This window comes from Devosia sp. Root105 (assembly GCF_001424865.1).
Classification (GTDB): domain Bacteria; phylum Pseudomonadota; class Alphaproteobacteria; order Rhizobiales; family Devosiaceae; genus Devosia_A.
On sequence record NZ_LMCR01000018.1, the window covers coordinates 41482 to 62477 of the forward strand.

At 64.9% G+C, this 20996-nt stretch carries 18 protein-coding genes; 6 read left to right on the top strand and 12 right to left on the bottom strand.

Annotated elements, in window-relative coordinates:
• The 3 genes from ngcE to ASC68_RS20655 all read right to left on the bottom strand — a co-directional run bounded on the left by ngcE (position 1) and on the right by ASC68_RS20655 (position 3136).
• Positions 1-1374, bottom strand: a complete 1374-nt coding sequence (gene ngcE, locus ASC68_RS20645) for an N-acetylglucosamine/diacetylchitobiose ABC transporter substrate-binding protein (protein ID WP_055883445.1) — start codon at positions 1372-1374, stop codon at positions 1-3.
• A 64-nt stretch (positions 1375-1438) separates the two neighbouring features.
• Positions 1439-2188 carry an SIS domain-containing protein gene (locus tag ASC68_RS20650; RefSeq protein WP_055883447.1) on the bottom strand — a complete coding sequence of 250 codons (750 nt, stop codon included), beginning with the start codon at positions 2186-2188 and terminating at the stop codon, positions 1439-1441.
• A 15-nt stretch (positions 2189-2203) separates the two neighbouring features.
• Entirely contained in the window at positions 2204-3136 is a 933-nt protein-coding gene (locus tag ASC68_RS20655) for a MurR/RpiR family transcriptional regulator (RefSeq protein WP_055883450.1), read from the bottom strand.
• A 108-nt stretch (positions 3137-3244) separates the two neighbouring features.
• Here ASC68_RS20655 and ASC68_RS20660 point away from each other — a divergent pair, with 108 nt between their 5' ends.
• Together ASC68_RS20660 and ASC68_RS20665 are read left to right on the top strand one after the other, a co-directional pair.
• Positions 3245-4252 (top strand): BadF/BadG/BcrA/BcrD ATPase family protein, encoded by a 1008-nt coding sequence (locus ASC68_RS20660; protein ID WP_055883453.1) that lies wholly within the window; start codon positions 3245-3247, stop codon positions 4250-4252.
• 326 nt (positions 4253-4578) lie between these two features.
• The gene (locus tag ASC68_RS20665) at positions 4579-5610 is read left to right on the top strand and encodes an aldo/keto reductase (RefSeq protein ID WP_055883456.1); all 1032 of its coding nucleotides are present in this window, start codon (positions 4579-4581) and stop codon (positions 5608-5610) included.
• A 170-nt stretch (positions 5611-5780) separates the two neighbouring features.
• Here the strand turns inward: ASC68_RS20665 and ASC68_RS20670 are convergent, their stop codons facing one another.
• The 8 genes from ASC68_RS20670 to ASC68_RS20705 all read right to left on the bottom strand — a co-directional run bounded on the left by ASC68_RS20670 (position 5781) and on the right by ASC68_RS20705 (position 15980).
• Positions 5781-7283 carry a DUF5060 domain-containing protein gene (locus ASC68_RS20670; protein ID WP_055883459.1) on the bottom strand — a complete coding sequence of 501 codons (1503 nt, stop codon included), beginning with the start codon at positions 7281-7283 and terminating at the stop codon, positions 5781-5783.
• Between the two features lie 10 nt (positions 7284-7293).
• Positions 7294-8877 (bottom strand): DUF5060 domain-containing protein, encoded by a 1584-nt coding sequence (locus ASC68_RS20675; RefSeq protein WP_055883464.1) that lies wholly within the window; start codon positions 8875-8877, stop codon positions 7294-7296.
• Between the two features lie 207 nt (positions 8878-9084).
• The gene (locus ASC68_RS20680; protein WP_055883466.1) at positions 9085-9906 is read right to left on the bottom strand and encodes an ABC transporter ATP-binding protein; all 822 of its coding nucleotides are present in this window, start codon (positions 9904-9906) and stop codon (positions 9085-9087) included.
• Positions 9903-10814 (bottom strand): ABC transporter ATP-binding protein, encoded by a 912-nt coding sequence (locus ASC68_RS20685; RefSeq protein ID WP_055883470.1) that lies wholly within the window; start codon positions 10812-10814, stop codon positions 9903-9905. The genes ASC68_RS20680 and ASC68_RS20685 overlap by 4 nt, the downstream gene beginning before the upstream one ends.
• The gene (locus ASC68_RS20690; RefSeq protein WP_055883473.1) at positions 10811-11716 is read right to left on the bottom strand and encodes an ABC transporter permease; all 906 of its coding nucleotides are present in this window, start codon (positions 11714-11716) and stop codon (positions 10811-10813) included. The genes ASC68_RS20685 and ASC68_RS20690 overlap by 4 nt, the downstream gene beginning before the upstream one ends.
• Positions 11713-12714, bottom strand: coding sequence for an ABC transporter permease (locus tag ASC68_RS20695; protein ID WP_055883475.1), 1002 nt, complete (start codon positions 12712-12714; stop codon positions 11713-11715). The genes ASC68_RS20690 and ASC68_RS20695 overlap by 4 nt, the downstream gene beginning before the upstream one ends.
• A gap of 75 nt (positions 12715-12789) precedes the next feature.
• On the bottom strand, positions 12790-14697 hold the full coding sequence (locus ASC68_RS20700) for an ABC transporter substrate-binding protein (protein WP_055883477.1): 1908 nt from the start codon (positions 14695-14697) through the stop codon (positions 12790-12792).
• A gap of 443 nt (positions 14698-15140) precedes the next feature.
• Positions 15141-15980, bottom strand: a complete 840-nt coding sequence (locus tag ASC68_RS20705; protein WP_248310577.1) for a DeoR/GlpR family DNA-binding transcription regulator — start codon at positions 15978-15980, stop codon at positions 15141-15143.
• A 308-nt stretch (positions 15981-16288) separates the two neighbouring features.
• On the opposite strand from ASC68_RS20705, the gene ASC68_RS20710 reads away from it, so the two are divergent.
• The 4 genes from ASC68_RS20710 to ASC68_RS20725 are packed head-to-tail and all read left to right on the top strand — an operon-like array spanning position 16289 to position 20488.
• Positions 16289-17041 carry a transketolase gene (locus ASC68_RS20710; RefSeq protein ID WP_248310584.1) on the top strand — a complete coding sequence of 251 codons (753 nt, stop codon included), beginning with the start codon at positions 16289-16291 and terminating at the stop codon, positions 17039-17041.
• Positions 17041-17994: a transketolase C-terminal domain-containing protein gene (locus ASC68_RS20715; protein WP_055883482.1), complete on the top strand. Its 954-nt coding sequence runs from the start codon at positions 17041-17043 to the stop codon at positions 17992-17994. The genes ASC68_RS20710 and ASC68_RS20715 overlap by 1 nt, the downstream gene beginning before the upstream one ends.
• Entirely contained in the window at positions 17991-19463 is a 1473-nt protein-coding gene (gene glpK, locus ASC68_RS20720; protein ID WP_055883484.1) for a glycerol kinase GlpK, read from the top strand. Before ASC68_RS20715 ends, glpK begins: the two co-directional genes overlap by 4 nt.
• Before the next feature lie 44 nt (positions 19464-19507).
• Positions 19508-20488, top strand: coding sequence for a TIM barrel protein (locus ASC68_RS20725; RefSeq protein ID WP_055883486.1), 981 nt, complete (start codon positions 19508-19510; stop codon positions 20486-20488).
• A gap of 175 nt (positions 20489-20663) precedes the next feature.
• Here the strand turns inward: ASC68_RS20725 and ASC68_RS20730 are convergent, their stop codons facing one another.
• Positions 20664-20966 carry a GIY-YIG nuclease family protein gene (locus tag ASC68_RS20730; protein ID WP_055883489.1) on the bottom strand — a complete coding sequence of 101 codons (303 nt, stop codon included), beginning with the start codon at positions 20964-20966 and terminating at the stop codon, positions 20664-20666.
• Positions 20967-20996: the final 30 nt, after the last annotated feature.

A 20996-nucleotide genomic window follows, 5' to 3' on the forward strand; every position in this document is an offset into this window, starting at 1 on the left:
TTACTTCACTTCGACTTTCGTGACGGAGGCGTCGTTGTAAACGGCGCTGGTGATCGCCTCGAGAGCGGCAGTGAAGGCGGCGACGTCAAGCTTGCCATCGAGGAAGCTGTTCCAGACGACGAGTTCGTCCTGGTTCGTGCCGTAGAGGTCGAACGAGTTCCAGGTGAAGACGTCGTTGCCGGCGTCGGCCAGCAGCTTGCTCTGGGAGACCAGAGCGGTCGAACCGAAACCGTCGGCCGGCACGGTGTCCTTGACGATGGTCGGGGCGAGCTTCGTCTTGGCGAAGTTCGTCGCGGCTTCCTTCGAGAGCATCGTGCGGAGCAGTTCCTTGCCACCGGCAAGGTTCAGCGCGCCCGCCGGGATGATGAACGGTTCGCCCGCCGTAGCGTGCAGAGCCGTCTTCGGCAGCTTGTCGTTGGCGTCGATCGACAGTTCCGGCATGCCGGTCATCTTGAAGTCCGCCTTGGTGGCCGGCTTCATTTCGTTCTCGATCCACGAGCCCGACGGGTAGAGCAGGAACGACTGGTCGTTCGACCACTGCGCCTGAGCAGCAGTGAACTGGGTGCCCGCGCCACCCGGCTTCATCATGCCGCCCGAGATGATCTCGTGCAGCGCGGTGAAGACGGCCTGGAACGCCGGATGCGACCAGAAGCCCGGGGTGAAGTTGTCGACAGCCAGACGCACTTCGTCGCCGCCCGCCTTGATCGCCGAGGCGACCGCAGTGGTGCGGTAGTAGGTCGCCGCTTCCTTGCCCCAACCGAACAGGTAAAGGCCCTTTTCCTTGGCAACCTTGCCGAGCTCAATGGCTTCCGCCCAGGTGGTCGGCGGCGTCCAGCCATTGGCCTCGAACAGCGAGGCCGAGTACCAGATACCGTAGACGGTCATCACGTAGTTCAGCGCGATGAACTTGTCGCCGAAGGTGCCCGGCTTCTCGACGCCACCCACCAGGGTGTCGCGGATCTTGGTGCCTTCGAGGCTCGGCGCGTCGAGCACCGAGTTCATGTCTTCGAGCTGGTCGATGATGGCCGCAAAGCCGATGGCCTGCGCACCCGAGTTGTCGATCAGATCCGGCGGGTTGCCGCCGAGGAAACGCGGCTGCAATTCCTGGGCAATCTGGGTCGACGGCGACACCTTGACGGTGACGGTCGGGTGGTTCTTCTGCACGAGGTTGGCGGCGAACTCGACATAGTCGATGCCGTAACCGCCGTTGAAGATGACGGCGTCAACGGTCGAACCGTCGGCGACACCAAACGGATTGGCCGCGTCCTGCGCGAAAGCGCTGGTCGAGCCGAGCAGGCCGCCAAACGGCGCGACTGCCACGAGGGCCGTCGTGCCGCGCAGGAATGCGCGGCGGTCAATGGTCTTTTTGAACATTTAGTTCCTTCCCTTCTCCAAGTATTTAGTCGTTAGGCCCCACGCCAAACGCCTCCGTAGTCCCTCAGGACTCCCCACGGATGCGCGTGCCGTAAAGATCTTCGAGAGCACGATTGTGTTCGTCGCCCCCGGGGATATTTGCCGAGATGTAGAGCGGCGGCGTCTTGCCGCGCTTGAGCAGCGCTTCAGCGACGCCGATGGTGATGCGCTGAGCAATGAATGCTGCGGTGAGCGAGGAGACTGCGCCTACGCCCATGCCACCCTCCAGTTGCAGCGTACTGTCGCCGAAGGGCGCCAGGTTGTCGATGGCGATATCTGCCACTTCCATCAAACGCTTGCCGCTCGGATGCTTGGGCGTGACTTTGCTGGTGTGGTCGAAGCTGGTCACCGCCACCACCTTGTGGCCGCGCGCCTTGGCGGCGAGCGCCAGCCCGACGATCGAGCCGTTGACGCCCGAGTTCGAGGCGATGATGAACACGTCGTTCTTGTCGAGCTCGTACAGCGACAAGAGGTTTTCCGCGACATTCGGGTCGCGCTCCAGCGCGGCGCCGCCGAGGATCGACAGGTCCTTGCCGCCGCGCAGCACCAAAGCGCGCAGCGGGATGCGGTTGGCGGCGATCAGCCCACCGGCGCGGCCGGCGATTTCCATGGCGAAGGCTTCCGAGTGACCGGTGCCGAAGGCCTGCACCACGCCGCCGGCCGCCACGGCGTCGGCCACCAGCGCGATGGTGTCGTCGATCGCCTGGTTCGGGCCCGCGAGCTTAGCGAGGCGGGTCGAAACTTCGGTATGAAACTGCGTAGTCAGGTCGGTCATAATCACTCGGTTCCGTTAGGTCTGGGCCGCCGCGCGGCGCGCGGCAGTGTTAGGCAAGCCACCCCGCATCGGGCGGCGGCGTGGCGCTACCGCGGCGCCGGAGGCGGCGAGGAAGCGCGTCGTGCGGTCGAAATTCGATTGCGCAATCAACAGGTAAAGCAAATCCACCACGAACAGCTGGCAGTGCCGGGCCGACAGGTCCGCCGGCTGCAGGTAGCCATCGGGCGAGGCGGCGATCAGCACATCATGGGCGAGGCGAGCCAGCGGCGAATCCGGGTTGCCGGTGATCGCCACGGTATGGGCGCCCGACGCCTTGGCGACGGTCAGCATCTGGATGGTTTCGTCGGTGCGGCCGGTATTGGAGATGCCGATGGCAACGCACCGGTCATCGAGTATGGCGGCGCTGGTCAGCCCGTTATGCACCTCGGCCCAGGTATGGACATTGACGCCGATGCGATAGAGCCGCGCCTCGGTCTCGAGCGCCGTGAGCGCGCTGCCGCCGACGCCATAGACATCGAGCTGCCGCGCCTTGACGATCGCCTGCGCCACCCGGATCGCGGTGGGCATATCGAGCAGCCCCGCCGTGGTCTGGAGGCTCAGCACATGGGTGTTGAGCAGCGCATTGCGGATCTCGTCCGGCGAGTCATCGGGCCCGAAGGAACGGCCGATTTCGCCGATCCACGCCGCCTTGGCGCCACCGCGGCCGACATCCTCGGCGATCCCGACGCGCAGCTGCGAATAGCCGCCATAGCCGATCATCCGGCAGAACCGGGTGACGCTGGCGGCCGAGGTCCCGGCCCGCTCGGCGAGATCGGTGATCGACAGGTTCAGCGGCGCCTTGGGATCGTCAATGAGGACCGCTGCGATTTTCGCCATCGTAGCCGGCATCTGGGACTGGTAAGTCCTGATCCGGTCCAGAACGCTGAACGTCTTTGCGATGGCGGTCATCTATGTTAGGAGCCCATGCCCTGAAAATCACTCTCAAGAAGGCCGCTGTGCGGATGAAAACAATTCTTATCCAGCAATTTTCACGAAGGCAAGCGGGTCGATAACGCGATGAACAAGGCGTTGCTCGCCATCGATGTGGGCGGTTCCACATCGCGTGCCACTCTGGTCGACCATGCCGGCCGCTGTCTCGGCCAAGGCCGCAATCGCGGCGGCAACCCGGCCTCCAACAGCCCGGAACAGGCGGCTTCCGCCATTATTTCGGCGGTCGAGGCCGCCGTCGCCGATGCCGGCGGCCAGCTCGATATCGAGCTGGCGCTGCTGGCGCTGGCTGGCCCCCGCGCCCATGTCTCGCAGGATCGGCTTGAAGCTGCCTTCCGTGAAAATGGCCTCACTGGCCCGCTGGTTTTCGCCGGCGACCTCGAGGCGATGCTCGCCTCGGTCACCGCCGCACCCGACGGCTATTGCATCGTCGCCGGCACCGGCGCCGGTGCGGTGCGGGTGCGCAATGGCAGTATCGAAGCGGTGGTCGACGCCGCCGGCTACCTGCTCGGCGATCTCGGCTCGGGCTACTGGCTCGGACATCACGCAGCGATCGCGGTCACCGCGGACCTCGAAGGCCGCGGCCCAAAGACCGTGCTGACAGCCGCGCTGCTCGGCGCCTTCGGCATTGCCTATTCCGACGAGAAAGCCTTCAGCGGCCGGCAGCTCTGCCTGCAGCAATTTGTCGACGCGATCTACAAGCTCCGCCCGATCGAACTGGCCCGCTTCGCCCCACTGGTCATCGCCAACCGCACCGACCCCGTTGCGGCGGCGCTCCTGGCACAGTCCGAGGCCTACCTCCTCGCCGACTTCAAGATGATCTTCGATCCCGCGATGCCCGGCCCCGTAGCACTCGGCGGCGGCATCGCTCCGCACCTCCTGACGCTGCCCGCCGCCGTCTCCGAAGTGATGCGCGCCGCCGGCCACACGCCGGATGTCCGCATCGCCGGCGACGGCTCGGTCGGCGCGGTGGTGCTGGCGCTGCGGGCCATTGGCCTCCCGGTCGACGACAACACGGTCGCAACCGTGGCGGCCTCGATGGCGGCAAGGAACGCGACGTCGGCGGTGTCGGCCTAGGAGTACCTAAGGACCCCGTGACTTCCTTGGGCGCACGGGCGTCGCAAAGTGCGTCCCCTCGCCCCTCTGGGGAGAGGGTCGGGGTGAGGGAGCCAAGCACACCGGCAGAACGAGTGCCCCCTCTACCTGTCCTGATTGTCGGGCGCTTGGCGCCCCTCACCCCACGGATGAGGCCTCCGGCCCCATCCGCCGCCCTCTCCCCAGAGGGGCGAGGGGGCGGTGCGGCGCGACCAGTGACAACCCGCAGCCCCCCGCTTGCCCAACCCCCTGTTGTCTGACAGCTTTGCCAAAAAGCCAGCGAAGTGCCTTGGGGGAGGTTCACCATCGTGACTGTCACCGTCTCAACCCGTCGCCGCGTCGGGCGCACTGCGCTGGAGCTGCCGGTGTTCGGTTTCGGCGCCGCGCATCTGGGCGAGCTCTACGCCAGACTGGACGAGACGGAGTCGCAGGCGACTCTCGCCGCCGCCTGGGATGCCGGCGTCCGCTTTTACGACACCGCGCCCTGGTATGGCCGCGGCCTCTCCGAGCATCGGCTCGGCGGGTTCCTCCGCACGCGGCCGCGCAACGAGTTCATCGTCAACAGCAAGGTCGGCCGCATCCTCCACCGCCCGGCCGAACCCGCGACCTTCAGCACCGCCCCCTGGGCCGGCGGCCTGCCCTTCGAGGTGGAGTTCAACTACACCCATGATGGGGTGATGCGGGCCTACGAGCAGGTACTGCAGCGGCTGGCGCTCAACACCGTGGATTGCCTGGTCATCCACGACCTCGACACCATGTTCCACACCCCCGAACTGGTGACCGGGTACCTGAAGCAACTGACCGATGGCGGCGGGCTCAAGGCGTTAGAGGAGCTGAAGGCCGCCGGCGACATCAAGGCGATCGGCGTCGGCAACAACGTGCCCGGCAATCTCGACGAGATGCTGAGTGCCATCGACGTCGATTTCGCCATCGTCGCCATGCCCTATACCCTGCTCGACCAGGGCGTGCTCGATAGCTCGATGCAGCGCTGCCTCGATCGCGGCATCAGCGTCATCATCGGCGCCCCCTTCGCCTCCGGCATCCTCGTCACCGGCTCAGGCGCCGGCGCCATGTACGCCTATGGCAAAGCCCCGCCCGAGGTGCAGGCGAAAGTCCGCGGCATCGAGGCGGTGTGCGCGGCGCACAATGTCAGCATGCCGGTCGCAGCCCTGCAGTTCCCGTTAGCCCATCCGGCAGTGGTCTCGGTGATCCCTGGGGCGGCGAAGGCGTCGGAGGTGCAGGCGAATGTCGCGGCGCTGGCGGTGCAGATCCCGGCCGCGTTCTGGTCGGACCTGAAGGCGCAAGGGTTGCTGGCGGCAAACGCGCCGGTGCCGGGCTAAGGGTTTGCTCGACCTGGCCCCAACCACCGGCTGTCATCCCAGCGAAAGCTGGGACCCAACTAGCAGCTGGCGCAGGCGGTGAAATGGGTCCCAGCTTTCGCTGGGATGACATCGCGGGTGGGGAGACGGCGGTGGGTCAACCCGACCAACGGCCGCTCACCAGTGCCCCCCTAGTCCAGCTGCCGCACCCTGAGCGCCAGGTACGGCCGGCTTGGCAGTTCCACCCCGAAAGCCGCATCGGCCTTGCCACCCCGCACCACCTCGCCATGCCGCGTCGGATGCGGCACCAGCGCGGCAATCCGCTTGGCCGGCGTCACCGTCATTGCCCAGGTGTCGATCAGGTCGACCTCAAAGTTCCCGTCTTCCTTGGGCAGCCCGGTCGTCCACTGGTTCGGCTGGTGCTCGCCGAAATAGATGTAGCTGACCTTGCCGTCGCGGGCCCCGGAGATGCGGCTCCACGGCCAGGAGGCATTGTGGCCCATCGGCGTCAGCCCGTCCGTCGCATCCTCCTCGACGATGGCGCGGAGGAAGCCGATGCGCTTCCAGGCTTCGCCATGGAGCTTGCCGCCCTTGGCCCACCAGATCAGGTCGTCCGGGTCGGCATAGGTCTCGCCATGCCCGGCATAGCCGCCGCGCATCACCGTGGTCCAGAACCGGTGGGTGAGCTCCTGGGCGGTGATATTGCCCCAGCTCGGCCAGATATTTCCCTCATATTCCGGCTCGTCGTTGACCACGGGCTTGCCATACTGCTCGCGCCATTCCGGCGTGCGCTTCACGTCCCAGTTCTGGATGCAGACGTGGCTGACCCAGGCCTTGCGATGGTCGAAATTCATTGACTGGTCGCCGTTGTGGATCGACTTCAGGTGCCCGTAGGGGTCGTTCTCTTCGAGGATGTGGAAATAGCGGTCCCACTGCGCCACCGGCTTGGTGTCGAGCAGGAAATCATACTCATTGGCGAGCGCCCACCAGACGTTGGAATAGGCGCCGAGCCGGGCCGCGAGATAAGCGACGTAGCGGAAATCCTGCTCCGCCGACATGTTCGAATAGCCCCAGCGGTCATAGGGGTGGAAGATGATCAGGTCCGCCTCGATCCCCATGTCGCGCAATTTGCCGACCTGCTGCTCGAAGTGCTGGAACGCTTTCGGGTTGGGCCGATCGAAATCGAGCTTGCCGTCGGCGCCCGGAAGATAGACGTCCTGTAGCGGCTCGTTGGTGTTGAACGGATAATCCTTGGGGAACACCCCCATGCGGATCTTGTTGAACTTCGCCTTGCCGAGCGTCTCCAGCGTTTCGGCCTGCATGGCGAGCGGCTGGTGCGTCCAGGCATAGCAGGTGGTGCCGAACGGCACGTAGGGGCTGCCGTCGGCATGGGCGAAGTGGAACTTGTTTTTGACGGCCACCGGCCCGTGCTGGCCGGGACGTGCCGCGGTGACGGTGAAGCTGCCGGTCTTGCCGTCGAGCGCCGCAGTCTTCGACCGGGTGCGGAAGGTCCATTCGCCTTCATGGTCGGGCATGAAGCGCACCCGATAGGTGCCGTCGCCATCGTAGAAGCCCGGCACCCGCACTTCGCGCGCATGCTGTGCGAACACTGCGTCGAAGCTCACCTCGAGATAGGGGTTGCCGCTGGCCGGGCCGGCAAAGCTCGCTTCGAAAATATCGTACTTGGCGGTCATGGAGAGATCCTCAGTCGATGCGCTTGAACAGCAGCGCCAGATAGGGTTTGGGCTCGAAATGCAGCACGTCGCCACGCTTGACGCTCGGCGCGAGCAGCGTCTCGGTCATGTTCCAGGTGTCGATCAGCGTGGCGCTGTACTGCTCGTCCGGCGGCACCGCGACTGTCGCCTCGCTCGGCTGGTTCTCGCCCAGGTAGCTCAGGTAATAGCGGTGCGGCTGCCCGGCAGTCGGCCACCAGGCCATGGCCGGGGCCCAGCCCTCTTCGCCTGCCGGTGGCACGAACAGCTGCTGCAGCACCACATTGTCGAGCCCGCCTTGCATCGCGATGCGATAGGCGCCGGTGGATTTGATCGGATCGAGCCCCTCCTCGGGCCCCTCCTCCATGATGCGGCGAAGGAAGGCGATGCGTTCCACACTGTCGCCGATCAGCTTGCCGCCCTTGGCCCACCAGATGGTGTTGGTCTCATTGTTGAAGGTCTCGCCATGGGTGACATAGCCGCCATTGACCACACCATCCCAGAACCGGCGCACCATCTTCTGGCCACTGATATTGCCCCAGAGCTCGGCGATGGTGCCCTCGTAGCAGCACTCGTCGATCGACACCGGCTTGCCGTATTTCTCGCGCCACACCGCCGACATGTTGGCACTCGAGCGCTGGATCGAAGCGTGGGTGATACGCGGGTGGTTGTGGTCGTAGAACTTGAAGCAGTTATGCACCGATAGCAGGTGCCCAAAGGGGTCGTTATCGGCGGTGATGTTGATGAAGCGATCCCAGTCCTGCGGGGTCTTTTGCGGCATCAGGTCGTATTCGTTGGCCATCGACCACCACACATTGGGGAACGCCGCGAGCCGCGCGGTAAGGTAGCGCAGGTACCGGTCATCCTCGGCCGGCGACATGCGCGAAAAACCCCAGCGGTCATAGGGGTGGAAGACGATCAGATCGGCTTCGACCCCAATCTCTGCCAGCTGCTTGATGCGCTGTTCGAGATGCTGGAAATAGGCCGGCTCGAACTGCGTGAAATCGAACTTCCAGCCATACTTGTCGGCCCCGGCAAAGCTGCCGTCCCACTTGCTTTTGCCCGCAGTCACCAGCTTGAACGGATACCGCTCCGGCTCGTTCTCATTGTAGCGATAGTGCTTGGGGAACACGCACATGCGGATCTTGGTGAAGGGCGCCTTGGCGAGGCTCGCGAGCGTCTCCTCCTCCAGCACGTCGCCCTGCAGGTTCCACACATAGGCGGTGGTGCCGATATTGGTGTAGCGCGTGCCATCGGCGTAGCGGAAATGGTGCCGGTTGGCGACGCGCACCGGGCCATGGTGGTTGGGCAGCGCCGGCCCCACTTCGAAGCTGCCGCTGATGTTGTCGAGCGCCGGCGCATTGCTGCGGGTTTCGTACGTCCACGTCCCCGTGGTGTCGGGCAGGAAGCGCAGCTTGTAGACGCCGTCGCCGTCATAGAACCCGTTGACCCGCACCTCGCGCTCGCCCTGCCGGAAGATGGCGGTGAGCTGGATCTCGAGGAAGGGGTTGCCAGTGGAGGGGCCGGTGAAGCTCAGCTCATAGGTGGCCCATAGCGAGGCGGGGGTCGTGGTCATCTCTAAAAATTCCCTTGAAACTCAATGTGGTGGGCGCCGGCCTCTCCTTGATCCTCCCCCGCGGGGCGGGGAGGAGGGGGACCGCCGAAGGCGGTGGAGGGGGCAGTAAGAGTCGCCGGTTAGTTTGGCTCCCCCCTCCACCAGCTTCGCTGGTTCCCCTCCCCCGCCACGCGGGGGAGGATTAAGGAGAGGCCGGTGGACAAAAACTCACGCCGCCACCTGCCGCGGCCGCCAGCGGCTTTTCGTTGTCGGGATCGAGCTCAGCAGCAGCTTGGTGTAGTCGTGCTGCGGGTCGCCCATCACCTGGCGCGCCGGGCCGAACTCCACCACCACGCCCTTGTTCATCACCGCCACGTAGTCCGAGATGTAGTAGGCGGTGGCGAGGTCGTGGGTGATGTAGAGAAAGCTCCGGCCAGCCTCGTCGCGCAGCTGCTTGAACAGGTTGATGATGATCATCCGCCGCGACGCGTCGATCATCGACACCGGCTCGTCCGCGACGATCAGCTTGGGCTGCGGGATCAGCGCTCGCGCCACCGAGATGCGCTGCAGCTCGCCGCCCGAGAACTGGTTGGTGTACTTGCCGCGCACCTCGCCGTATTTGAGCCCGACGCTCGAGAGAGCCGCGGCCACCGCCGCCTCCGCCTGGGCGCCGTCCATGCCGCCGACGCGCCGCGCCGTCTCATGCAGGTACGCATCGACCGGCCGATAGCGGCTGAACGCCTCGAACGGGTTCTGGAAGATCGGCTGCACCAGCCCGAGAAACTGCTGCTTCGAAAGCGTGGTGCCTTTGCCGGTCACCACCGTGTCATAGACGATGGCCCGGCCCGAGCTCGGGGTTTCGAGCCGCAGCAGGGTTTTGGCCAGCGTGGTCTTGCCGCTGCCGGATTCCCCGACCACCGCGATCACCACCGGCTTGTCGCTCTCGACGTTGATGTTGACGTCGTTCAGCGCCCTGACCTGCCGCGAGCGCACCAGGCCGCCCTGCCGGTAGACCTTGTTCAGGGCTTCGGTCTTCAGGATCACGGTCATGCCGCTGCCCCCACAATCTGGCTGGGTCGCGCCATGAAATGCCCGGGCTTCACCTCGATCAGCTCCGGTTCCACCCGATAGGCCCGGTCACCCCCTGCCCCGGCCATGCTGGCCAGCACGCCGCGCATGCTGTCGTCGCCAATAGTGGGCAGCGAGTCGATCAGCATCTTGGTGTAGGGGTGCTGCGGGTCGGCGAAGACGCTTTCGGTGTCGCCATACTCGACCACCCGGCCGGCATACATGATCAGCATCTTGTGGGTGACCTGGTAGTGGACGCCCATGTCGTGCGAGACGACGAGGATGGTGTTGCCCATCAGCTCCTGCACTTCCATCAGGAGCAGCAGGATTTCCTTCTGCACCACCACGTCGAGCGCCGTGGTCGGTTCGTCCGCGATGATCAGCTCGGGCTGGAAGAAGGTGGCGAGCGCGATCATCACCCGCTGCCGCATGCCGCCCGACAGCTGATGCGGGTAGGACTCCATCGCTTCGGCCGGCAAGCCGAGCTTGCCGATATAGGCCCGGGCCCGCTCCAGCACCCGCTTCTTGTTGCTGTCGGTGCCGGGGAAATCGGTGAATTGGTCGCGGATGCGGATCACCGGGTTCAGCGAGTTCATCGAGCTCTGCGGAATGTAGGAGATCGACTTGAACCACTCCCGGCGGATCGTCTCAGTGGTCACCGGCAGCCCGTCAGCGCCCTTCATGCCATATTCGATGCTGCCGCCACTGAGCGACATCGGCGATTGGATATCGCCATAGATCGCCTTCATCAGCGTGGACTTGCCGCAGCCGGATTCCCCGGCAATGCCGACGATCGAGCCGTCAGGAATGGTCAGCGTCACGCCGTTGACCGCTTCGATCACCCGGTTGCCGATGCGGTAGCTGATCTTGAGATCGTTGAGCTTGATCATGCAACACCCCGCTTGTTGGCGAATGCGGCGTTGAAGCCGGTCGAGGTCAGGAACAACCCGAGAAAGAGCAGGATCGAGGCGACGATCGGCGCCACCAGCCAGGGGTAATTGCCGGTGAACAGCGCGTTGTAGTTGAGCGCCCAGAAGATGATCGAGCCGAGCGTCGGCACCTCGACCTTACTGAGCCCGATCACCGCCAGCGTCGCCTCGGTGTTCACGGCAAAGAGGATGGTGTTGATGAACCCCACCACCATGTAGGCCGACACGTACGGGAAGATTTCCCTCGTGAGGATGTTGAAGGTGTTGGCGCCCGAAAACCGCGCCATGTTGATGAACTCGCGTTCGCGCAGCGACAGCGCCATCGAGCGGATGGTGCGGGCGCCCCAGGCCCAGCCGAACACTACGATGATCGCGCCGACCGTGAGGAACGAGCTGTTGCCGCGGATCACTGCGCCGAGGATGATCAGGATCGGCAGCAGCGGGATGGTGATGAAGCTGTCGACCACCAGCATCACCACGCGCTCGTAATTGCCGCCGATATAGCCGGCGCTGAGCCCGACCGCGGTCGAGATGATGGTGACGCCGACGCCGACCAAGACGCCGAGGATCAGCGAGTTGCGGATGGCGAACACCAGGAACCAGAAAATGTCCTGCCCGATGGCATTGGTGCCGAGCAGGTGCTCCCAGGACATCGGCATGTTCTTCAAATACGTCGCCTGCAGCGACGGATCGGCGGGCGCAAAGAACGGCAACACGATACTGCCGACGATGAAGATGCTGACGAGGCTCAGCCCAATGGCGAGCCGCGCGTTGAGCAGCCACAGCAAGCTGTCGCGGCGCTTAGCTGTCGGGGCGGCGGGAATGGCGGCGGCACCCGCCGCCGAGGGGCTCTCGGTCGTCATTTGTGGCGGATCCGCGGGTCGAGGAGGGGGTAGATGAGGTCGATGACGAGGCCGGCCGTGGCGACGGCGATGATCGAGATGGCGATGGCGCCGTACAGCACGTTGTAATCGCCGCCGCTCGCCGCGGTGCGCATGATCAGCCCGACGCCCGGATAGGAGAACAGCATCTCGGTGAGCAGCGCGCCGTTGAACACCGTGCCCAGCGACAGCGCCAGCGCCGTCACCTGCGGCAGCATGGCGTTGCGGAACACGTAGCGCACCATGCGGGTCCAGTTCGAGGCGCCCTTCAGCCGCGCATAGGTGACGTAAGGCTCCTCGGTGGTCGCCACCGCTAAGGCCTTCATACTGAGGATGTTCCAGCCGAACCCGGCCAGCACCAGCGTCAGCGCCGGCAGCAGCGAGTTGTAGATCACCATGCCGAATTTCTGCGGCGTCATCTGCCCGACCGGGAAGGTCGGCGACAGCGGGAAGATCGGGAAGATGTAGGCGAGCAGCAGGATCACGCTGACCGCGAGGATGTAATAGGGGATCGGGTAGAGCAGGATCCCGACCACTTCGAGGATGGTCGCCGCCTTCTTGGTGTGGAAGTACCCCGCCACCAGCCCGACCATGTTGCCGAGCAGCCAGGCGATGAAGGTCGAGATCAGCAGCAGCCCCAGCGTCCAGGGCAGCGCGTTGAAGATCATCTGGCTGACCGGCTGCGGGTAATAGGTGAAGCTCGGCCCGAAATCGAAGTGCAGCACCACCCGCTCGAGATAGCTCAGGTACTGGCTGAACAGGTCGCCCTTCAGCCCGTAGAGCTGCTCGAGATTGGCGCGCAGCTGGATGATGTCATCGGCGGTGAGCGCGCCGCTGGCCCGTGCCTGGATCTGGCCGATATAGCCGTCGATCGGGTTGGCCGGCATCAGTCGCGGCAACAGGAAGGTGATCGTCAGCCCGATGAACAGGACCGCGAAATAGAGGCCAACACGCTTGGCCACGTATTGCAGGACACCCATTGGCCCACCTGCTCCGAGAACGAGAAAAGGGAATGGGGCGGCCGGGAGGAAAGCCGCCCCACCATCGACCAGCGGCTACTTGCCGGTCGGTTCGATGTTGACGATCGTCTTCTTGAACGACGACCACCAGGTGTAGGGCGCCGCGTAGAAGTTCGATTGCTTGGGATAGTTCTTCCAGTAGGTGTTGTTGGTCGGGATCGTCGTCGGGATGTTCATCAGGTTGATGAACTGCATGCCGCTGGTCAGCTTCTTGGCGATCTCGATGCCGTTGGCGACGAACGGCTCCGAGCCGATCTCGAGCACCTTGCTATCCTGCACCAGCTTGAAGATCTCCGGGTCGGTGACACGGATGAAGTTGCCCTGCAGCGGCTCGTTGGAGTCGACCGGCTTGACGAACGTGTCGCTGAACGAGTTCCAGCTGTTGAACCAGTTGGAGTTGTAGGTGCAGGTCATGTTCCAGTTGACCATCAGGTCGAGCTTGGCGTTGGTGTTCTGCACCGTGGTGAACTCGCCATTGTCGGCTTGGCGGGCGGTGACGTTGAACCCCGCCTTCTTCCAGCTGTCGGCGATCGAGAAGCCGGTGCGCTGCATCACCTTGTTCCAGTCGGCCGGGATGACGAAATCGAGCGTCCACGGCGAGCCGTCGGGCTTGGTGTAAAAGCCGTCCGCGCCCTTCTTGATGCCGACCGAGCCGAGCAGCTTTTCAGCTTCCGCCGGGTCGTACTTCCACCAGCCCTGGCCAAAGCCCTGCTTGACCGCATCGCCGGTCGGCAGGTCCGCCTCGGGGGTGCCCTGCGCCTTGAGCGCCGCCACCATCCCGTCGCCGAAGCCGGCATCGAACGGCTTGTAGCCATCCGAGATGGTCAGCCCGTTGAGGAACTCCAGCATCGGCTGGTAGTAGACCGGGTCGGTGATCGGCGTGTCGGCGAACGGCAGGGCCGCGGCCTTGAACTGCCCGCTGACGGCGCTGATGCCGACCTGCTGCAGGTTGGTCGTCAGGGCCAGCGCCCAGCGCACTTCGGGCAGGTCATAGGGTGACTTCTGCTGGTTGAAATAGACGCCGTAGGCACAGGCGTCATTCATGTCGTGGTACGGCAGCGTCGGCGAGAACGTCTCGATCGCCGGGTTGCGCGCCTTGGCGGCGGCAATCGAATCCGGGCTCATGAAAGTGTCGACGTCATACTGGTTCTGGACGAACGCCAGGGTGCGCGTCTCTTCGGCGCCGAAATCCTTGTAGAGCACGTATTTCGGCTTCGGCGTGCCGAGGTTCCCCCAGCCCGAGCGCTGCCAATCGTCACGCAACTCCCACAGCTGCCAGAAGCCGTTGGGGTCGAACTCCTTGATCTTGTAGGGCCCGAGCGTCACCGCATTGGTGTTCTTGAAGGTGACGACATTGTCGCCCTGCCCTTCGAAGATGTGCTTGGGCACCGGCACGAACAGCGAGCCCCAGGTATAGACGCCGAGCACGGTCTGGAAATCATAGGCCGGGTTCGCAGTCTCGATATCCATGGTGTAGTTGTCGACCTTGGACCAGCTGCCCTCTTTCACGTAATTGGTGGTGCGGGCGACGAAGGTCAGCTTGTCCTTGTACTTGAAGGACGTATCGAGCGTGTAGATCAGGTCGTCGACGGTGAACTCCACCCCGTCGCTCCAGAACACGCCGGGGCGGATCTTGATGCGGAACTTGGTGTGCTCGGGGTTGAGCACTTCCACCGGGCCGGCAGCGAGCTCGGGGTAGGACTGGCCGGTCGCCGTATCCATCTCCCACAGAAAGCTCCAGCCCAGCTCGCGGAAGCCGCGCCAGATCGCATACTGGTTGAGCGGGTTCTGCACATCGGGGTTGGCCGATTTGCCGTCGAAGGTCTGCACGATCAGCGTCTCGTTGCGGGGCGTGCCCACATCGGTCATTTCCTGCGCGTAGCTGGCGCCTGCCAGCAACAGCCCCGCCAGCGGGGCCAGCACGTATCGGCCAAGCCGTACCATTGTCCGTGTCCTCCTCTTGTGCCCCGATCGCCGCCGGGTCTCGGCAGTCGCATCCGGGATTTTGAACCTCGCGGTGGTCGGCCATCGCACAGCCGTGCCCGTCAGCCGGCTGCAAGCCGCCTGGACATCAGTCGCCGTAATCGAAGGGCTCCTCACCTGCTCCCCTGCGCCATCTGGCGCATACCTGCCGCCATCTGGCGCATACCTGCGCCTCAGGTGCACCGCACCCCAGGCACATCGCAAACAGACGAGTTCTGTCTGTTTCGCTTTGTTTGCGATTAATGAGGATTACGGAGGTATCAGAGGCAAGTCAATGCCGTTTTTCGTCGAGATCGCCAGCAAGCGGCGCTGATCCGGGCCGGTTCAACAGCACGTGACAGCGCCCTGCCCTAACGGCTGGCGCTGGAGCAGCGAGACTAAGGGACTGGCAGGTTTAAGTTATTTCAGCGAGCGACGATCAGCTCGATGCCGCGTCGCTCGAACTCGCGGGCATCCTCATCGCGGATCCCGTCATCGGTGATAAACGAGTGAATCACGTCCAAAGTGCCAAGCCGCGTGAACGAAGTGCGGTTGATCTTGGTCGAATCCGCCACCAGGTAGACGTGCTGCGCCGCCTTGATCATCGCCTGCTTGAGCTGCAGGTCGGCAAAGCTCGGATAGGTGAGTCCCGCCTCGAGCGACACGCCGGCGGTGGCGAGGAACAGTTTGCCGGCGAGGATATCGCGGAAATACTCCACCGACTTGTCGCCGCTCAGCGACAGGGTCGGCGCCTTGAACTGGCCGCCCGGCATATGCACGGCAAAGCCCGGCACCGCGCCGAGGATCAGCGCGATGTTGAGCGCATTGGTGATCACCGTCAGCTCGCGCCGCTGCAAGAGGCCATGCGCGACCTCGGTGGTGGTCGAGCCGGCATCGAGGATGATCGTCTCGCCATCACCGACCAGCGATGCGGCCCGCACCCCGATCCTGCGCTTTTTGTCCATGTTCTCAAGGTGTTGCAGGCTCAGCGTCTCGACCTGCCGGGGCAGTGTCTTGAGGAACGCGCCGCCATGCTCCCTGGTGATATAGCCGTCGGCCTCCAGCCGCTCGAGATCCTGCCGGATCGTCGCTTCGCTGACTTCGAACGCAGCTGAGAGGTCGCGCACCCGGGCGCTGCCCTCTTCCTGCAGCCACTCGAGAATCTTGCGCCGCCGCGGCTCGGCCAACAGCCCGCTCAGCGTGCCGGCATCGACGCCGCCGCCGGCCTTGCGGTCCTGCCGGCGCATGCTCTTCTGCTCGTTCATCTCTCAGGCGCGCCTCTGCTGACCTCTGGCAAATTACCGTGGCGGCTGGGTTTTCCGCAACCCGCACACTTCGGATATCTAGCGACTATATGCCAAACGAAATCATTCGCAAATTTTCGATAGTGACGAGCGGCAAACAATCGGTTAGTTGTCGCAGCAAGATGCATGGGAGGCAGCGGCAGCAAGCCGGCCTACCCCGAATGCTGGAGGAGGCAGTTTTGACGTTCCCGGCTTCCGCCGAACTTCGCAACGATCCGGTCGCGCTCATCCGCGACAAGGCGCTGTGGATCCGCCGGCGCAGTTTCCAGATGGTCTACGAGGCGCAACTGGGTCACCCCGGTGGCGATTTCAGCGCCGCCGACGTGCTGGCGACGCTGTATTTCGGCGTGCTGCGCCACGACCCCGCCGATCCACGCAACCCGGCGCGAGATCGTTTCGTGATGAGCAAGGGCCACTGCACCGGCGCCTTCTACGCCGTGCTGGCTGCCGCCGGGTTCTTTCCCGAGGCGGAGCTCAGCACCTATATGCAGCCGCTGTCGCTGCTCAACGGCCACCCCAACCGCAACTACCTGCCAGGCGTGGAGACCAATACCGGCCCGCTCGGTCATGGCCTGCCGGTCAGCGTCGGCATCGCCATTGCCGGCCAGATCGACAATGCCGATTTCCGCACTTTCGTGCTCACCGGCGACGGTGAGTTGCAGGAAGGCAGCAACTGGGAAGCAGCGCTCACCGCCGGTCACCGCAAGCTCGAGAACCTGACGCTGATCATCGACCGCAACCGGCTGCAACAGGGGGCGCGCACCGAGGAAACCGCCAGCCTCGACCCGCTCGACGACAAGTGGCGCGCCTTTGGCTGGCATGTCGAGGTGGTAGACGGGCACGATCACCGCGCCCTCTACGAGGTGCTGAGTAAGTCGCCTAAAGGCCGCGGCAAGCCGCTCTGCGTCATCGCCAACACATTCAAGGGCAAGGGCGTCAGCTTCATGCACGACAACGTCGCCTGGCACCACGGCGTGCCCAACAAGGACCAGTACGAGCAAGCCATGCGGGAACTCGCCTGATGAGCGCCGCCGCCCCTGCCCCTGCCGGCTGGCACGATTGCCGCGACACCTTCTCGAAAACCGTCGAGGCACTGGCCGAAGCCGATCCGCGTATCGTCACCGTGGTGAGCGACAGCGTCGGCTCGTCCAAGCTGGTCAATTTCCGGAAGCGCTGGCCCGAGCGCATGGTCAATGTCGGCATCGCCGAACAGACCGTCGTGGCAGTGGGCGCCGGCCTCGCCAATGGCGGCAAGATCCCCTTCGTTTCCGCCGCCGCGTGCTTTCTCACCGCCCGGGCGATGGAGCAGATCAAGGCCGATATCGCCTACACCAATGTCAACGTGAAGCTGATCGGCCAATCGAGCGGTGTCGCCTATGGCGAGCTCGGCCCGACCCACCATTCCATCGAGGATATGGCCTGGCTGCGGCTGCTCAACAACCTGACGCTGATCGTCCCCTCCGACCCCTGGGAAACCGAGCAGGCGATCCGCGCCGCGGCGGCGCTCGATGGCCCGGTGTTCATCCGGGTGAGCCGCATGCCGGTGCCCGACCTGCCGCGCAGTAACGCGCGCTTCGAGATCGGCAAGGCCGAAACCCTGCGCGACGGCAACGATCTCGCCATCATCGCCAATGGCGTGATGGTGCACCGGGCGCTGGCCGCGGCCGAAGCCCTCGCCGCCGACGGCATCGCCGCGCGGGTCATCAACATGTCGACGGTCAATCCGCTCGACGAGGCAACCATTCTCGAAGCGGCAAAGACCGGCGCCGTCGTCACCGTCGAAGAGCACTCGGTGCGCGGCGGCCTCGGCGGTGCGGTGGCCGAAGTCTTGGCGACGCACGATCCGGTGCCGATGCGCATCCTCGGCTTCCCCGGGTTCCTGCCTACCGGTTCGGCCGACTGGCTGCTCGAGCATTTCCATCTGAACGCCGCCGGCATCGCCGACGCGGCGCGCCAGCTCCTCGCCCGCAAATGAGCAACGGGCTGATCCTCGCCATCGACCAGGGCACCACCAACACCAAAGCTCTGGCGTTCGACGCCGAGGGGCGGGTGGTTGCCAGTGCCTCGGTGCCGATGGCGGTCAGCTATCCACAGCCCGGCTGGGCCGAGCAATCGGCGACCGACATCTGGCAGAGCGTCGCGCACGTGATCGCCGAGGTAGTGGCCAAGGTCGGGCCGGATCTGGACGCGCTGGCGATTTCCAACCAGCGCGAAACCATCGTGGTGTGGGACAGCCGCACCGGCGCGCCCATCGCTCCGGCCATCCTCTGGCAGTGCCGCCGCTCAGCCCCCGCCTGCGCCGCCATCCGCGCCGCCGGGCATGGCGAGCTGATCGAAGCCCGCACCGGGCTCGGCATCGATCCGTTGTTCCCGGCAGCCAAGCTTGCCTGGATCCTCGACCATGTCTCCGGCGCTCGCGAGGCTGCCACAGCCGGGAGTTTGCGCGCCGGCACCATCGACGCCTGGCTGCTCTGGAACCTGACCGGAGGCGAGCACGCCACCGACCATTCCAACGCCTCGCGCACCCAGCTGTTCAACACCGAGGCGCTGGCCTGGGACGCCGAGCTCGGCCGCATCTTCAACGTGCCGCTTGAGCTCCTGCCAAAAGTCCGCCCCTCGGACAGCGCCTTCGGCACCGTGGCCAACGGCGTCTCCGCCCTCGCCGCCGGTACTCCCATCCACGCCATGATCGGCGACTCGCATGCGGCTTTGTTCGGCCACGGCGTGCGCGAGCCGGGCACGGTGAAGGCGACCTACGGCACCGGCTCGTCGCTGATGACCCTGACCACAGGGCGCATCGTGAGCCGCAGCGGCCTCTCCTCGACCATCGCCTGGAGCACCAGTGCCGGCGTCGCCTATGCGCTCGAGGGCAATATCTCGGTCTCCGGCCAGGCCGTCGCCTTCATAGGAAGCCTGCTCGGCATCACCGACCCCGCCGCCGTCGCCGCACTGGCCGCCACGGTGCCCGACAGCAATGGCGTGATCTTCGTTCCGGCTCTGGTCGGGCTCGGCGCCCCCTACTGGGATCCGGAGGCCCGCGGCAGCATCTCGGGCCTGGCGCTCGGCACCACCCCGGCGCACCTGGCGCGCGCCGCCGTCGAGGCCATCGCCTTCCAGGTCAGCGACGTCTTCACCGCCATGGAAACCGACCTCGGCCAGCCGCTGGCCCGGCTCTCCGCCGATGGCGGCGCGGCGCGCAACGACATGCTGATGCAGTTCCAGGCCGACCTGCTCGGCCGCCCGGTGCTGCGCGGCGAGCTGCCCGAAGTCAGCGCCGCCGGCGCCGCGCTGCTCGCCGCGACGGGCCTCGGCCGCAACACCACACGGGCCACCAAGGCGCAACGCCAATTCACCCCGCAAATGTCCGCAGCGCAGCGCAATGCCGCGCTCTCGGGCTGGCTGAGCGGCGTCGGCCGCGTGCTGCAGCGCGACCCCATCACCTGAACCAACCGCCCCGGGCGGAGCAACAAACGAGGGAGAACAACAAGATGAGCAAGCTGCGCTTCGGAGCCGGCATCTGGCACTTTGCCACCTATGTCGACCGCTATGCGACCGACGGCTATGGCGAGCCGCGCAACGTCATCGAGGCCATCGACCTCGCCGGCAAGGTGCGCGACCTGAGCGTCGTCGACATCAACTACCCGTTCTTCGGCGGCGAATTCAGCAACGCTGAGATCAAGACGGCGCTCGACCGCAACAAGCTTGGCGTCATCGGCATCACCCCCGAGATCTACACCCGCGAGTTCAGGAAGGGGGCCTTCACCAACCCCGACCCCGGCATCCGCCAGCGCGCCCACGAACTGATCACCGAAGCCGCCGGCGTGGTGCGAGCCTTCGGCGCCGAATACGTCAAGCTCTGGCCCGGCCAGGACGGCTGGGATTACCCGTTCCAGGTCGACCACGGCACGCTGTGGAAGAACTCGCTCGATGGCGTCGGCCGCCTCGCCAGCGAGAACCCGGACCTCAAATTCGTCATCGAATACAAGCCGCGCGAACCGCGCGTGCATATGAGCTTTGACTCGCTGGCGCGGACGCTGCTCGGCATCGAGAAGATTGGCCTGCCCAATGTCGGCATCCTGCTCGATTTCGGCCACGCCATTTTCGGCGGCGAATCCGCGGCGGATTCGGCCCAGATGGCCATCGATTACGGCCGGCTGTTCGGCATGGACGTCAACGACAACTACCGCTCCTGGGACGACGACCTGGTGGCCGGCAGCCTCCACCCGATCGAGCTGTTCGAGTTCTTCCATGTCCTGCGCAAGAACAAGTGGGACGGCGTCTGGCAACTCGACCAGTTCCCCTTCCGCGAAGACAGCGTCCAGACCGCCGACCACGCCATCGACTTCCTCAAGGCGGTAGACCGCGGGCTGGAAGCGCTGGATCTGAAGGCGCTGCGCAAGGCCCAGGAAGACCACGACGCGATCTCTGCGCTCCGCATCGCGCAGAAGGCGCTGTTCGGGGCGTTTTAGGGAGCGAGGCGCAATGCTGCAGACGTCGCGGCAACTCGTCAGCGAACCACTGCAGCCTCATCAAACTCGGTGTCATCCCAGCGAAAGCTGGGACCCAGCTCGCCGCAGCGCAAGTGGGTAGATGGGTCCCAGCTTTCGCTGGGATGACAGCCGGTGGGTGGGGGTAGCTCAGTGCCTACCAGATGCCTTTGCCCAATGCCGGAAATAGATCATCCCAGTTCGGGTTCAGGTCGCGGAACAGCTCGATCTTCCAGGCGCGCTGCCACGTCTTGATCTGCTTTTCTCGCGTAATCGCCGCCTCGATCGATTCGTGTGCCTCGAACCACACGAGCCGGGTGACGCCATACTTGCTGGTGAATCCAGGAACGACATGTTCGCGATGTTGCGCGACGCGGCCCATCAGGTCGCTGGTCACACCGGTGTAGAGCGTCCCGTTGCGCCGTGAAGCGAGCAGGTACACAAAGTATGTGTTGTTCACCGAAAGCTACCCCAAACTCGGTGTCATCCC